The following is a 13,885-nucleotide window of genomic DNA, read 5'->3' on the forward strand; positions in this document are numbered from 1 at the left end:
ATCCTGCAGCACCGGATTGCGAACGAAGAGAGGGTAGCGGTGAGCCTGATTCAGGCTGGAACGAAGTCCAGGAATTGAATCGAGTCCAGGCATGCATGAAAGAGCATGTGCTGGGGCTGACACACGGACCAGCGACAGAGGCCGCCACTTACCAGATACGCAGTGGCGGCAGTTTTCTGAGAGCACGGCTGGCTCTGGCCAGCGGGCATTCATTTGGCCGGTCAATTGAGTACCGGGTGGCAGCGGCAGCAGCCTGTGAGCTGATCCATAACGCCTCACTCGTCCATGACGATCTGTCCGACGGCGATGAGCAGCGTCGCGGCAAGGCGACAGTCTGGCGCCAGTTTGGCGAAGACGTTGCACTCTGTACCGGGGACCTGTTGCTCTGCGCGGCTTTCGGGGTTGCGGCCGAGCTTGAGACCCCCGAGGAGTCCAGAGCCCTGACCCAGCAGTTGAGCCGTTTGACCAGCTGCACGATCGTGGGGCAGAGCCGGGAGGTGGCGTCCAGCCATGACCAGCATTTGCCGGGGCTAAGGCAGTACCTCGAGACGACCTCTGCGAAAACGGTACCGTTGATCGAGTTGCCGCTGATGTCGGGGGTCGTTGCGGCGAGAGCGGATGCGGTGACTCAGGCCGGGATCGTACGGCTGGCACGGTCAGTGGGGCTTGCCTACCAGATTATTGACGATCTGGACGACCTGACGGAGGAGACCCCGGCGTTGCACCCTTTTCATGCGTGGCATCATCATCGGCCAGTCGGGCAGCGAAGCGCCGGCGCCCGTTTCCGTCGTGCCACACAGCATGCCTTCGCGGCGCTGAATCGCGCTCAGAGGGCACTGGATGAGCTGGAGCGCCATGCCGTCGGCGGGCTTGCCGGTCGGTTGCAGCCACTCTTGTCCCAGCTGGAGAGCCGTGCCATCGCCCACCGCCGCACTGGCTCTGACGAGGGAGGAGCCGCTCTGCATGGCGTATCCCAACAGCAGTAACGGATCATCACGCGCCCTGGTGGTAGGCGCCGGTTTTGGAGGGCTGGCTGTCGCGCTGCGACTGCTTGCACGTGGTTACGACGTGCACCTTCTGGAGAAGCACACTGATCTGGGGGGACGCGCCCGGACCTTTGAGTTGGATGGCCACCGTTTCGACGCGGGCCCAACCGTCATCACAGCGCCTTTTCTGTTTTCAGAACTCTTCGAGCGCTTCGGGGAGCGCGTGGAGGACCACGTTACGTTCCTGCCGGTATCCCCTTTCTACCGGATGGACTTCGCGGATGGCTCCTGCTTCGACTACGGGGACACCACCGATGCCATCATTGCGGAGATCGAGCGCCTCTCGCCGGGTGAAGGCGAACAGTACCATGCGTTTCTGGAAGCGGCGGAGTCGATGTATCAGCGGGGATTCGTGGAGTTGGCAACCCGACCGTTTACGCGGGTCACCGATATGCTCGATGTGATTCCGGATCTGGTACGACTCAGAGCCGACCGCAGTATTTACCAGTTTGTTTCGCGTTTCTTCAGGGATGAGCGCCTCAGGCGGGCTTTTTCAGTGCCCTCGTTGCTGGTGGGGGGCAATCCGTTTCGCACCTCCTCGCTCTATGCACTGATCCACGCACTGGAGCGAAAGGGCGGTGTCTGGTACGCCAAAGGCGGCACGGGGGCGCTTGTCGATGCACTGGCAGCGCTTTTCCAGCGTCACGGGGGGCGGCTTCACGCTGGCCAGTCCGTGGAGCGCCTGGAAATGGACGGTTTGAGAGTGCAAGCCGCGGTGACGGCCGAGGGACAGCGTTTTGATGCGGATTTGGTGGTGAGCAATGCTGATCCACTTTATGTCTATAACCACTGGATCGCTCGGACCGCGGGGCAGCGACTTGCGGACAGTCACCGCAAGCGGCTCAAACACTCCATGGGGCTGTTCGTGCTCTATTTCACCACAGATCGCGTCTACTCCGAGCTTGAGCACCACACCATCGTTTTCGGAGAGACCTTCCGGGAGATCCTGGAGCAGCTTTTCGACCGCCATGAGCTGCCGCAGGATCTGAGTCTCTATCTGCATCGCCCCGGGGCCACGGACCCCTCCATGGCGCCCGACCAGGGCGACGCATTCTATGTCCTGGCGCCGGTGCCGAACCTCCAGGGCAATCAGGACTGGTCGACCCTTTCGCCGGTTCTCGAGCAGCGCATCGTGGCCATTCTGTCTCAACGGTTGATGTCCGACCTTCCGCAGACAATCCGCGCAACGCGCAGTATCTCTCCCCGTTATTTCCACGAGGCGCTTAACACGCCCCATGGGAGTGGCTTTTCGATCGCGCCCACGCTCACCCAATCCGCTGGTCTGCGGTTTCACAACCAGTCACCGCGCTATGACAACCTCTTTTTCGTCGGGGCGGGCGTGCATCCCGGTGCCGGTGTGCCCGGTGTGGTTTCCTCAGCGGCCGTGGTCGAGCGTCTGGTAGACCGCTGGCAGGGACAGACCCATCAAGCACATGCAAGTCGACCATCAACCGTCCCCCCGGAATCCGGATGATGGTAATGGCGCCCGCGGGAACGGATGCCGATGTACTGCGCCGTAATGGCCGCAGTTTCCACTGGGCCGGGCAGCTGCTCAGCGGTGATCAGCTCGCCAGGGCGGCGAGCCTCTACAGTCTGTGCCGCCGGATTGATGACCTGGCGGATGAGGCGGAAACCGATTCGCAGCGCCAGAACGCCTCTGAGCAGCTGCACAATCTGAACCAGGCCCTGCGGCAAGGCAGGTCACCAGAGGAGCCATTGCGACCGCTCTATGAGCAGGCGCAATGGTTGCTCGCGGGTGACGTCACCGCCCAGCAGGCATTGACGGACCTGATCGCCACCGTGCAGCAGGACCTTGAGCCGGTGCACATCCCCGACCATGCGGCGCTCTGCCAGTATTGCTACGGCGTAGCCGGTACGGTCGGTGTCATGATGGCCTCCCTGCTCGGGGCAGGGCCGCGCTCGCAGGCGCTGCCGCATGCTATTGATCTGGGAATCGCCATGCAGATGACGAACATCGCACGGGATGTGCTGGAGGACGCGGGGCTGGGGCGTGTTTATCTGCCCGTCTCGGGACCTGCCGGATCACTGGATCCTGACCAGCTTCGGCAAGGCCATGGACCTTCACGGCACCGGGCCTGGCTGGGCGTGCGCGAGCTGCTTGAGTGGGCCGAGCGCTATTACGCCAGTGGTTGGCAGGGCCTTGGTTTCCTGCCCGTGCGCCCCCGGTTCGCCATCGCTGTTGCCGCGCAGCTGTACCGGGAGATCGGGCGCCGTATTGAGCGTGAGGGTGAGGCAGCCTACTGGCGGCAGCGCAGCGTGGTCGGACCCCTGAGAAAAATTCGGGTAGCGTCCGCCGCCGTGGTGCAAGTGCTTCTGGTGCCATCCGCCCCAGCGAGCGGTGAGCATCATGGATCGCTGCACCAGGGAATCGTGACCTGCCTGGATCGGGGAAAGCCGCATGGGCGCGCCGAGACGGGCGGCTTTGAAGGGAGAGGCTGACCGCTATGGCGCCAGGGACCGCACCGGATCACGACCTTATAATCGTTGGCGCGGGTCTCACCGGCCTGAGCCTGGCATGCTGGCTGAAAGAGCTTTCCCAGGCCCACGGGCAGCGGATGCCGAACGTGCGTCTGCTCGAGCCGAGAACAACCTACACCAATGATCGCACCTGGTGTTTCTGGGATCGGATGGATCACCCGTTCCGGGAGCTGATCACACATCGGTGGCGCCACTGGCAGGTCAGCTCCGGGCAGCAGCGCGCGATCCAGTCCAGCGACTTAACACCCTATGCCCTGCTACCGGCGGATCGGCTCTATCGACACGCGCTGGCGTGCATTGATGCCTGCCAGGAACTGACCCTCGAACAGGGCGCCCGCGTGAGTAGTGTGGAAGAAGAGGGCAGCGGCGCCCGGGTGATCACTGATGCCGGGCAGCTGCGTGCGCGGGCCGTCGTGGATACCCGGATGCCAGCGAGCCTGCCCGGGAGCAGCGTCAACGGCTTCTGGCAGGTGTTTACGGGATTGGAGATTGAATGTCGCCATCACGGCTATGACACCACGACCGCACGTCTTATGGATTTCCAGGCGTGCCCATCCCATCCCTGTTTTGTATACCTTCTGCCTCTGGATGAGCACCACCTGATGGTGGAATGGACCGCCTTCAGAACCGAGCGCGATAACCGGGACACCCGGTCACAGCTTGAGCAATGGCTCGACCGGGCGGGGATCAACGATTACCGTGTCCTGCGGTCCGAATCCTCACTGCTGCCCATGATCCCGATGCGCCGTGAGCGCGGCACCGGGCGGGTGATCCGGGCGGGAGTCGGCGCAGGCTGGATGCGTGCTGCCACCGGCTACCACTTTGCAAGCTGCCAGCGGGGCACCCGGCATCTGGCGGAACAGATTCTTGCCGCCAATCAACGTGGGCAGTGGCACCTTCGTCCGCCCACGTTGCGTGCGCGCTGGCTCGAGTGGATGGATCGGGTCTTTCTGCGCGCCCTCCGTCGTCATCCCGATCGTGCGCCGGAATGGTTCCTGGCGCTGTTCGCAGGCACCACCGCCGCGCAGATGAGCCGATTCATGAACGACGAGCCTGGCCCGGGCGATGCGTTGGCCATTGCGGGTGCGCTTCCCCCAGCTCCTTTCCTCAGGGCGGCCCTATCATGAGTCAGGATGCCGGGAATACGGTCAAGGCGGGTCTCTCTCGCAGCGAGGGCGGCCGCCGTCATCAATGGAGTGTCCTTGTCGTGGCCTTGGCGGCGGCTTTGGGAGCGGTCGTGCTACCACCGTTGACCATCGAGCAGCAGTTCTGGATCGTGCTGGTGCCCATCGGGGTTTTCGGTCTGTCCCACGGGGGTGCCGATCCGCTGATTCTCAGGCGTTTGGCGGCCGATCGGCGGGGCACTGTTGCTCTTATGACAACGCTGTACGTGCTGGCTTCACTGGCGTTCGTGGCCCTGATCTGGTTTCTCCCAACGTTGGCGCTTCTGGTGTTCCTCCTGCTGTCCATATGGCACTTTGGCTACACGGATGCCAGTTTCCTCAGCGCTCAACCCAATGCGCTGCTGCTCTGGCTGAGCGGCAGCTTGCCCATACTGGGGCCCATGCTGGGGCATCCCGCGCAAACCAGCGAGCTCTTCGCCTGGCTTATTGTGAGAGACCCTGAGCAAGTGCGCTCAATTCTAGAGCTTGCGGGGCCCGTGCTGGCTGGGGTATGGCTGCTTGGGTTTGGTCGCCTGGCTTATCGGTATCATCACAAGCTGAGCTCGCGCGTACTCGCGGAACTGATTCTGGTGGCGGTTGCGCTCATTCTGTTGCCCCCGTTACTGGCCTTTGCGTTCTACTTCTGCGTCATTCACAGCATCCGCCACTTTCTCTCGGTCGCACAGCAGGGCCTTGGGGTTGGTGAGGTTGCCGCCACCCTGGCTTTTCTCGGGCGCAAAGCGGCACCGGCCACGCTCGGGGCAATCGGCATCGCGTTTGGGGTCTGGGTCGTGATCGTGCTTCTTGAGCCCTCCACCACCCTGCTGGTGGAGGCTGTCCGGGTGATGTTCTGGGCACTGGCCGCGCTCACGCTTCCCCATGGCCTGGTTGTGAAAACCTGGTGGGAAAGCAGGCTGAGCGCGTCCTAGTTGTCAGTCGGGCATGTCCGTTACGGCGCCCTGAGAGGCGGAGTTCACGGTCTTGGCGTACTTGGCCAGGGCGCCGCGCCGGTATTTGGGGGCCGGTTTTTGCCACTGGGAACGGCGCTGTTCCAGTTCTGAATCGCTGATGTCGACGTCGATCCGGTTGGTTTCGGCGTCGATCGTGATGGTATCGCCGTCCTGGAGAAGGGCGATGGGGCCGCCGTCGACCGCTTCGGGGGTGACGTGGCCCACCACAAAGCCGTGGCTGCCGCCGGAGAAGCGCCCGTCGGTGATCAGCGCTACCTGGTCGCCCAGGCCGCGGCCCATGATGGCGGAGGTTGGCGTGAGCATCTCGCGCATGCCGGGGCCACCCTTGGGTCCTTCGTAGCGGATGACCACCACGTCGCCGGCCTGCACGGTGCCGTCGTTGATCCGCGCCTGGGCTTCCTCCTCGGACTGGTAGCAGCGCGCGGTGCCGGTGAAGTGCGTGCCTTCCTTGCCGGTGATCTTGGCCACCGCGCCGGTGGGCGAGAGGTTGCCGTAGAGGATCCGCAGGTGGCTGTCCGGCTTGATGGGGTTGTCGAAGCTGTGAATGATGTCCTGGCTCTCCGGGTAGGGCTCCACGCCTTCAAGGTTCTCGGCGAGTGTCTTACCGGTCACCGTCAGGCAGCCGCCGTGAAGCAGGCCGCGATCAAGCAGCATCTTCATCAGCGGCTGGATGCCGCCGATGGCGACCAGCTCGGACATCATGTACTGCCCGCTCGGACGCAGGTCCGCCAGCACCGGGACGCGCTTGCCGATCTCGGTGAAGTCATCCAGCGACAGCTCCACGCCAATGGTGTTGGCCATGGCCAGCAGGTGCAGCACCGCGTTGGTGGAGCCGCCCAGAGCGATGACCACGGTGATGGCGTTCTCGAACGCCGCGCGGGTCATGATGTCCGAAGGCTTGATGTCCTTCGCGATCAGGTCCAGCACCGCCGCACCGGCAGCCCGGCAGTCCTCTTCCTTGGTCTTCGAAACCGCGTTCTGCGCCGAACTGTCCGGCAGACTCAGCCCCAGCGCCTCAATGGCCGAGGCCATGGTATTCGCCGTATACATACCACCACAGGAACCTGGCCCGGGAATCGCCGTCTCCTCGATCTGTTTCACATCGATCAGCGACTTGTCGCCCTTGGTGTAGGCGCCCACCGCCTCGAACACCGACACCAGATCCGTATGGTTTTCGCCCGGCTGGATGGTGCCGCCGTAAACGAAGACCGAGGGCCGGTCCAGACGCGCCATGCCCATGACGAGCCCGGGCATGTTCTTGTCACAGCCACCGAGGGTCACGAGCCCGTCAAAGCCCTCACAACCGGTCACCGCCTCCACCGAATCCGCGATGATCTCACGCGAGACCAGCGAGTACTTCATCCCCTCAGTGCCGTTGGCGATGCCGTCGGAGATGGTGATGGTGTTGAAAATCACACTCTTGCCACCGGCTTCATCCGCCCCGTTACCGGCATGCTCCGCCAGCTTGTTGATGTGCATGTTGCAGGGCGTGACCATGCTCCAGGTGGAGGCGATGCCGATCTGGTTCTTCTGGAAATCCTCATCCTCGAACCCGACCGCCCGGAGCATGGCCCGGCTGGCGGATTTGCCGACTCCGTCGACGACGTTGCTGGAATAGCGGCGGTTGTTGTCTTCGGCCATGGGTGACTCTCTTTTATCCTGCTGATTGTTTTCAGGCTTTGGCGTTAACCGGGGCGTTTGAAGTAAGGGAGCGGGGAGTCCTGATCGGGAAGCTCTGGAGCCATGGATGGCGGAAGAGCAGCGTACAGGGATGTATTCACAGCGTTTCCCGAGCAGGACTCCCTGCTCCCTTACCGCAACAAGCCGGAACGCTGGTATGGTAAAGCTTAAAGGCGTAATAGTACCGCGACTGAGAACTCAGGGTAAGGGACTCCATCAATAATGTGGCAGCAACGCATTCTCCAGTTATCCCCGAAATCCAAGGGCTTCCACCTCATCAGCCGTGAAGTCCTCGACCAGCTCCCCGAGATCGCCGACATCCAGACCGGCCTGCTGCACCTGTTCATCCAGCACACCTCCGCCTCCCTGAGCCTGAACGAAAACGCCGACCCCAGCGTACGCGGTGACATGGAACGCCACTTCCAGCACGCCGTGCCCGAAAATGCGCCATACTACGAACACACAATGGAAGGCCCCGACGACATGCCAGCCCATATCCGATCCGTGATGCTGGGCGAATCCCTCAGCCTGCCAATCGGGCAGGGCCGGCTGCTTCTGGGCACCTGGCAGGGGATCTATCTGGGCGAACACCGCAATAACGGCGGCGCACGCAGGGTCGTGGCCACCCTCAACGGCGATTAACAGGGGCAGCACGTGATACCCGAGTACCTGACCGCACGTCTTAAGGAATGGGAAAACTGGCTGCTGGAAAAGCCGGACGCCGAGCACCCCCGTTCGGTGGCCTTTGCCCGCCGCCAGCTGCGCGTCGCCTATGCCGTGGTCCGGGACCTGATGGCCGGCCAGCTCAACCTCCACGCCATGAGCCTGGTCTACACCACACTCCTCTCAATGGTGCCGCTGCTGGCACTGAGTTTCTCCGTGCTCAAGGCCATGGGCGTGCACAACCAGCTCACGCCAGTGCTGTACCAGTTCTTTGAACCCCTGGGTCGACAGGGAACCGAGATTGCCGAGCAGGTCATCACCTTCGTGGACAATATCAAGGTCGGCGTGCTGGGGTCGGTGGGGCTGCTCCTTCTGGTCTATACCGTGATCGCTCTGGTTCAGAAGATCGAGCGCTCCTTCAACATGGTCTGGCGTGCCCCGATGGGCCGCTCACTCGGGCAGCGGTTCTCCAACTACCTGAGCGTGATCACCATCGGCCCGCTCCTGATGGTGGCCGGCATTGGCCTCTCGGCCACGGTCTTCGGCTCCGACATCGTCCAGCAGCTCAGCGCCATCGAGCCCTTCGGCACCCTTATCGCTGTGGTCAGCCGCTCCACCCCCTTCCTGATCACGGTGATCGCTTTCACCTTTGTCTATGCCTTTGTGCCGAATACCCGGGTCCGCTTCCAGAGTGCCTTCGTGGGCGGGCTTGTCGCGGGTGTGGCCTGGCAGGCCGCGAGCCTCGCCTTCGCCTCCTTTGCGGTGAATGCCAGCCGCTACGAGGCGATCTACTCCAGCTTTGCCATTGGCATCCTCCTGCTGATCTGGCTCTACATCAACTGGATCATCCTGCTTTCAGGCGCCAGCATCAGCTATTACCACCAGCACGAACAGGCGATCTCCTCGCGTCGGGAAGTGCGGTCGTCACCGCAGGTGGAGGAGCGCCTGGCGCTGGCGCTGATGGAGCGCGTCGCGAAAGCCTTTGACCAGGGCGATAAGCCACCCCGCCAGGAGCTTCTGGCGCTGGATTTCGGCATTCCCGGGGACATCACCCAGCACGTGAGCGACAAACTGATCCGTGCCGGCATCCTCCACCCTGGCGGGGATGATGGTGAGGAACTGATCCCCGCCCGGTCCCTGGACCGGATCCGCCTGGTGGATATCCTCAGCGCCGCCCGGGCGGATGAGGACGGGTTGCTCGCGCGTCTGCCGGCTGTGGATGCGCCGCAGATGGAAGAGATTGCGGATGCCCGGCTTACGCAGACACTGGCGGACTGGGTGCGATGATCCTGGGTCTTGCAGCGTCTGATGGCTGATCCCTCCCGGAAGCCTGCGCGTACTCCTCTCCCATATGGCTCTATCAGAAGCTGCCCCTTGTTGAGGTGCTTTTCCTCCGGGGCAGCAATGACGCCTCTTTTCGCCCTGTGTTTGGACCGGATCCTGCTGGATCTGCTTTCCTTGACGGCAGGACAACCGGCTCCGGGAGTAGTAACCCATGACGACCCTGAATCAACAGGCGCATGAACGCCTGCCCAATGACAGACTGATGCTTGGCCTGCTTCTGGCCCACGTGCCCGTTGTCGGGCTGATCATTCCCTGGGGGTATGAAACCACGGCGTTTGCGCTGACGGCTTCCGTGGTCCTGGGATTGCTCGTGGCCCTCGCCCACGCGGCTCTGAAGGGTCAGCGTGCGTTCTCCGTTGTTGTGGCAATGGCGCTCATGGCGTTTTCGGCGATCATGATCCAGGCCCAGATGGGGCGCATTGAGATGCACTTCCACATCTTTGGTGCCCTCGCCTTTGTGATTCTCTACCGGGACTGGCTGCCGGTTGTCGCTGGTGCCCTCGTGATTGCTGTCCACCATATGGTGATGACGGCACTGCAGCTTGAGGGCGTGTCCGTCGGTGGTATGCCACTGATGATTTTCAGCCATGACTGCAGCTGGGGGGTGGCTTTCCTGCACGCGGCCTTCGTGGTGTTTGAGGCTTCCGTGCTCGTATTCCTGGCGCGGCTTCTGGGCGCGGAGAAAGAGCGAACCCACCGTATGCGTGAACTGGTGGAACGCGTTGCCGGGGATGGGGATCTGAGTGTGCGCCTGGATGCTGGCGGGCAGGATGCCAGTGCCACGGCCTTTGACCGGTTGATGGAACAGTTTGAAGGGCTGGTCCGCGACGCTACCGGGCTCTCCCGGAGGCTTCAGTCCGTTTCCGGCAATGTGGATGAGCTCAGCCAGGGCACTCTTGCCGCGGCGGATAACCTTCAGGGCCAGACCACGCAGGCGGCTTCGGCCATGGAGCAGATGAGCTCCTCGGTCAGGGGGGTCGCGGACAATGCGGCCCAGGGCTCCGAGGCAGCCACCCGTGCAGCGGCCCACGTGGGCGCCAGCCGCCAGGATGCCGATCAGGCCCACCAGGTGACCCGGGCCAGTAACGAGGCTATGGAGCAGGCGAGTAGCGTGATCCGCCGACTGAGTGATCAGGTGGCGGAAATCCACGGAGCCGTGAGCGCCATCAATGAGATCTCCGACCAGACCAACCTCCTGGCACTGAATGCGGCCATTGAGGCTGCACGCGCCGGTGAGCACGGGCGTGGCTTCGCGGTGGTGGCCGATGAGGTGCGCAGCCTGTCCCAGCGTACCCAGTCCTTCACGCAGCAGGTGCAATCCATTGTGGCCCAGCTCAACGAGGGCAGTGAGCAGGCGCTGGCGGCGATCGACATGGGGACCACCCGCTCGGGCGAGGCGCTGCAGCAGATGGAGCGGGTCAGTGAGGGCGCCCAGGAACTGGAGACGCTGGTGAACGACCTCAGTGGTTTGAGCCAGCAGATTGCTGCTGCCGCGGAGCAGCAGTCCTCCGCTGCGGATGAGATCAGTGGCAGTGTCCAGTCCGCGGCGGATGAGAATCGAACCGTGGCGGAGAAATCGGGTGAGACCCGCGAATCCGCGTCCGAGCTGCGCGCCCTGGCGACGGAAATGGATCAGCTTCTGAGCGGGTTCAGTATCAGGCGCGATTGAGCCCGGTCTACGGGCTCTTGATGTTGTAGGGCTCTTTAGACGGCAGTCGATCGCGCTGCTTGAGGTCTCTCAGGTTCTGATCCCAATCATCAGCCAGGGCCTGAGCGTTTGCCAGCATCTTTGAGACGAAGAAATGGACATCCAGTCGAGCGATGACATCGCTCTCAAGGCCGGTGAGCCCATACTGGGCAATGGTGGTGTCCGCCGACGTCTGGTAGTTCAGCAGGTAGTCGGCACGCCCAAACTGGATCATCTGGAGCGCTGACTGGTGCGTTCGGGCCTCAGTGATGCGCATGGCATCGCTTTCAGCCTCAAAGAAGCGCCCGAGCTGGCCGTAGGAGTAGCCTTTCATCAGCACCACGTGATGGCCCTTCAGTTGCTCCACATCGCTGACCGGTTGGGTGTCCTTGCGGTGGTACACGGTCAGGTTGAGGGTGATGGCGGGTTCTTCGGCCTCGACAGCGGTGTTTTTCAGTCGGTGCAGGTCGGCTGCAGCCAGTGTGAAAGCGGTCTCGCCGGAGTCAATCTGGCGATAGAGGCGGGTGGCCGGGTGCTGTACGAAGCGCACGGGCTGATCCATGGCACTGAATACCTGGCGAGCCAGCTCTACAAGGTATCCCTTCGACTGGCCCTCACTGTCCGTGTACCCGAAAGGCGGCAGGTGAATGTAGCCGAATTCCAGTGGCTCGGGTTCCGTCTGCGCGGATGCCTCCGTGGACAGGAGCAGGAGGCTGAACAGCAGAGACATGAACAGTGAGGTTCGGGAACTGCGGCGCAGGGACATCGTTCACCTGTCAGAGGGGGGATAGGGGAAGGTGATTCTATCGGCTGCACTCACTTTATGCGCTGATCAGGATGTAAACAATTTCAAAACATCGTCGCCCCGAAGATAAAGGTCAGCTGCGCCAGGCCGGCGAGGAAACCCAGGGCAGCGCCGGCGGCGATCAGCTTGATCTCGTCCTCCTGGAAACAGGGCCTCAGCAGCTCCTGGAATTCCGCGGGTGAGAGTTCCTCCATGCGCCGGCGCATGATGTCCTCCACGGCGGCGGCCCGGTCGTTGGCGAACATGGGGTCGTCGAAGGTTTCGCTCGCGATTTCGATGGACAGATCGCCCACGCGCTGCTTGAGGTTGGCGAAGGAGGTGGGGCCGAAAGCCATCTGGGTGAAGGCCTTGCCCATGCCGGCGGTCTCATCCACCAGCTTTTTCATGTGCTTGCGCACCAGGTTGCGGGCGCGGTCGGCTTTCGGGCCGTTGAGAATGGCATCCACCAGGTTGCCCACGGTCAGGATCTCGTGGGTGACAATGTGGCAGAAGGATTGGGCCACCTCGGGCTGACGGCGCAGGAACTGGCCCTGCAGTCGGAAGGGGCCGATCTTCACAGGGTAGAGCGGGCGGAAAATGAAATTGAGCGCGATCCAGTTGGTGGCCCAGCCCACCAGAAGCCCGAAGAAGGGCAGGATCCAGCCGGCCTGGAAATAGTACCAGACGATCATCTGGATGATGCCGAAGGCGAAGCCGAAGTAGAGCCCGGAGTTGATGATGAAGCGGAATTCCTTCTCGCCGCATTCGAGGAAGATGCGGTTGAGCAGGGAGCGGTCCTCGCCCAGCTGGGTGACTACCATGTTCTGGATGTCGAGCAGATCCTCGGCGTTGTTGGAGAAGTCATCAACCAGGTTGTCCACCAGTTCGGGGGAACGGTCCCGGACCCGCTGGTAGATCATTTCCCGTGCTTTCTGGGGCAGGTTTTCCCAGAAAGTGGGGTGTTCGGCGAGCATGATCTCGTCCACGTATTCGTCGGTGCGTGGCACGGTGTGGTCCACGATGTACTGGGTCAGAACGCGTGGGTCGATGTACTCGAAGATCTCCTGGACGGTGCCGATCTTGGCGATGGTGGAGTCCACGGCAATGCGGGCCATCTTTTCGGCCTTGGAGGGAATGATGCCCTGCCAGCCCAGGAAGGGGCGGATGCCGATGAATTCCTTGGGGTAGAAGGTGAGCTTGATCGCCATCCAGTTGGTGATCCAGCCGATGAGCGCGGCGATCACCGGGATGCTCAGGTATTTCCAGAATTCCGGGTTGGTGAGCAGGTCCGTCATTCAGCAGTTTCCTTACCGGAGGAATGGAAGTCGCCCCACAGCCACTGGCACAGGCCAATGGCAGCCACCGGCGCGGTTTCAGTGCGCAGTACCCGTGGGCCCAGGGCCAGGGGCGCGAAGCCCGCCGTTGCGGCGGCATCGAGCTCGGAATCATCCAGCCCGCCTTCCGGGCCAATGAGCAGGGCAACCGAGGTGGGCGCGGTGTCCTGGCTGCGGACCGGCTGGCCTTCATGGTGAAGGACGAGCCGGATAGCGTCGTCACAGTGCGTGAGCCAGTCGGCCAGTTTCATGGGGGAATGGATCGTCGGTATCCGGGCGCGGCCACACTGTTCAGCGGCGCTGATCGCCACCTGCTGCCAGTTCTTCAGGCGCTTGCGCTCACGTTCCGGGTTGAGCCGCACCTCGCAGCGGGCGCTGTCCAGAGGCTGGATGGCGGTCACACCCATCTCGGTGGCCTTCTGGATGGCGTAATCCATGCGATCACCCCGGGACATGACCTGACCCAGGGTGATGGCCAGCGGGGATTCGGTGCCGGGGTCATGGGGCGACTCAACGTGTACGGTGAGCCGCTTGCGGCCGGCCTCGAGGATTTCCGCCGGGTAGTCCAGTCCGTCACCGTTGAACAGCACCACTCGGTCGCCTGCATTCATGCGCAGGACAGTACCGGCGTGATGGGCGGCGTTACCGGCAAGGGTGTGCTCGCCCGGCGCCAGAGTCTCCGGGGTGTGGATCCGCGGTATCCGCATCAGTGCC

The 13,885-nt window shown here is 62.8% G+C and carries 12 protein-coding genes; 8 read left to right on the plus strand and 4 right to left on the minus strand.

Going from position 1 to position 13,885, the window contains the following annotated elements:
• The first annotated feature begins 95 nt into the window (after positions 1-95).
• Genes GLW01_RS00795 through GLW01_RS00815 form a run of 5 tightly spaced genes read left to right on the plus strand, consistent with a single transcriptional unit; the run spans position 96 to position 5,637 of the window.
• Complete coding sequence (locus GLW01_RS00795; protein ID WP_160897807.1) at positions 96-986, plus strand: polyprenyl synthetase family protein; 891 nt, start codon at positions 96-98, stop codon at positions 984-986.
• Positions 964-2,520, plus strand: a complete 1,557-nt coding sequence (gene crtI / locus GLW01_RS00800; protein WP_160897808.1) for a phytoene desaturase family protein — start codon at positions 964-966, stop codon at positions 2,518-2,520. Before GLW01_RS00795 ends, crtI begins: the two co-directional genes overlap by 23 nt.
• Positions 2,517-3,506 carry a phytoene/squalene synthase family protein gene (locus GLW01_RS00805; RefSeq protein WP_160897809.1) on the plus strand — a complete coding sequence of 330 codons (990 nt, stop codon included), beginning with the start codon at positions 2,517-2,519 and terminating at the stop codon, positions 3,504-3,506. The genes crtI and GLW01_RS00805 overlap by 4 nt, the downstream gene beginning before the upstream one ends.
• 5 nt (positions 3,507-3,511) lie before the next feature.
• A complete protein-coding gene (locus GLW01_RS00810; protein ID WP_160897810.1) occupies positions 3,512-4,672 on the plus strand; it encodes a lycopene cyclase family protein in 1,161 nt (386 codons plus the stop codon).
• Positions 4,669-5,637 carry a Brp/Blh family beta-carotene 15,15'-dioxygenase gene (locus GLW01_RS00815; protein WP_160897811.1) on the plus strand — a complete coding sequence of 323 codons (969 nt, stop codon included), beginning with the start codon at positions 4,669-4,671 and terminating at the stop codon, positions 5,635-5,637. Before GLW01_RS00810 ends, GLW01_RS00815 begins: the two co-directional genes overlap by 4 nt.
• Positions 5,638-5,640: 3 nt before the next feature.
• Here the strand turns inward: GLW01_RS00815 and ilvD are convergent, their stop codons facing one another.
• On the minus strand, positions 5,641-7,320 hold the full coding sequence (ilvD, locus tag GLW01_RS00820; protein WP_160897812.1) for a dihydroxy-acid dehydratase: 1,680 nt from the start codon (positions 7,318-7,320) through the stop codon (positions 5,641-5,643).
• 261 nt (positions 7,321-7,581) lie between these two features.
• Here ilvD and GLW01_RS00825 point away from each other — a divergent pair, with 261 nt between their 5' ends.
• The 3 genes from GLW01_RS00825 (at position 7,582) to GLW01_RS00835 (ending at position 11,035) form a co-directional block, all read left to right on the plus strand.
• Positions 7,582-8,001: a secondary thiamine-phosphate synthase enzyme YjbQ gene (locus GLW01_RS00825; RefSeq protein WP_151441363.1), complete on the plus strand. Its 420-nt coding sequence runs from the start codon at positions 7,582-7,584 to the stop codon at positions 7,999-8,001.
• Positions 8,002-8,013: 12 nt separating this feature from the next.
• The gene (locus GLW01_RS00830) at positions 8,014-9,309 is read left to right on the plus strand and encodes a YihY/virulence factor BrkB family protein (RefSeq protein WP_202405502.1); all 1,296 of its coding nucleotides are present in this window, start codon (positions 8,014-8,016) and stop codon (positions 9,307-9,309) included.
• Between the two features lie 208 nt (positions 9,310-9,517).
• Complete coding sequence (locus GLW01_RS00835; protein WP_160897813.1) at positions 9,518-11,035, plus strand: methyl-accepting chemotaxis protein; 1,518 nt, start codon at positions 9,518-9,520, stop codon at positions 11,033-11,035.
• A 7-nt stretch (positions 11,036-11,042) separates the two neighbouring features.
• Here GLW01_RS00835 and GLW01_RS00840 read toward each other — a convergent pair whose 3' ends face one another.
• The 3 genes from GLW01_RS00840 to GLW01_RS00850 form a co-directional block, all read right to left on the minus strand.
• Positions 11,043-11,783 carry a substrate-binding periplasmic protein gene (locus tag GLW01_RS00840; protein ID WP_160897814.1) on the minus strand — a complete coding sequence of 247 codons (741 nt, stop codon included), beginning with the start codon at positions 11,781-11,783 and terminating at the stop codon, positions 11,043-11,045.
• A 119-nt stretch (positions 11,784-11,902) separates the two neighbouring features.
• Positions 11,903-13,132, minus strand: a complete 1,230-nt coding sequence (locus tag GLW01_RS00845; protein WP_151440963.1) for a DUF445 domain-containing protein — start codon at positions 13,130-13,132, stop codon at positions 11,903-11,905.
• Entirely contained in the window at positions 13,129-13,878 is a 750-nt protein-coding gene (locus tag GLW01_RS00850; RefSeq protein ID WP_160897815.1) for a 16S rRNA (uracil(1498)-N(3))-methyltransferase, read from the minus strand. Before GLW01_RS00850 ends, GLW01_RS00845 begins: the two co-directional genes overlap by 4 nt.
• Between the last annotated feature and the right edge of the window lie 7 nt (positions 13,879-13,885).

Source organism: Vreelandella halophila (assembly GCF_009856365.1).
In the GTDB taxonomy this organism is placed as follows: Bacteria; Pseudomonadota; Gammaproteobacteria; order Pseudomonadales; family Oleiphilaceae; genus Halospina; species Halospina utahensis_B.

Bases quoted from the DNA above. Each gene is read 5' to 3' on its own strand.
- GLW01_RS00795 (WP_160897807.1), top strand. From the start codon at position 96: ATGAAAGAGCATGTGCTGGGGCTGACACACGGACCAGCGACAGAGGCC.
- crtI (WP_160897808.1), top strand. From the start codon at position 964: ATGGCGTATCCCAACAGCAGTAACGGATCATCACGCGCCCTGGTGGTA.
- GLW01_RS00805 (WP_160897809.1), top strand. From the start codon at position 2,517: ATGATGGTAATGGCGCCCGCGGGAACGGATGCCGATGTACTGCGCCGT.
- GLW01_RS00810 (WP_160897810.1), top strand. From the start codon at position 3,512: ATGGCGCCAGGGACCGCACCGGATCACGACCTTATAATCGTTGGCGCG.
- GLW01_RS00815 (WP_160897811.1), top strand. From the start codon at position 4,669: ATGAGTCAGGATGCCGGGAATACGGTCAAGGCGGGTCTCTCTCGCAGC.
- ilvD (WP_160897812.1), bottom strand. From the start codon at position 7,320: ATGGCCGAAGACAACAACCGCCGCTATTCCAGCAACGTCGTCGACGGA.
- GLW01_RS00825 (WP_151441363.1), top strand. From the start codon at position 7,582: ATGTGGCAGCAACGCATTCTCCAGTTATCCCCGAAATCCAAGGGCTTC.
- GLW01_RS00835 (WP_160897813.1), top strand. From the start codon at position 9,518: ATGACGACCCTGAATCAACAGGCGCATGAACGCCTGCCCAATGACAGA.
- GLW01_RS00840 (WP_160897814.1), bottom strand. From the start codon at position 11,783: ATGTCTCTGCTGTTCAGCCTCCTGCTCCTGTCCACGGAGGCATCCGCG.
- GLW01_RS00845 (WP_151440963.1), bottom strand. From the start codon at position 13,132: ATGACGGACCTGCTCACCAACCCGGAATTCTGGAAATACCTGAGCATC.
- GLW01_RS00850 (WP_160897815.1), bottom strand. From the start codon at position 13,878: ATGCGGATACCGCGGATCCACACCCCGGAGACTCTGGCGCCGGGCGAG.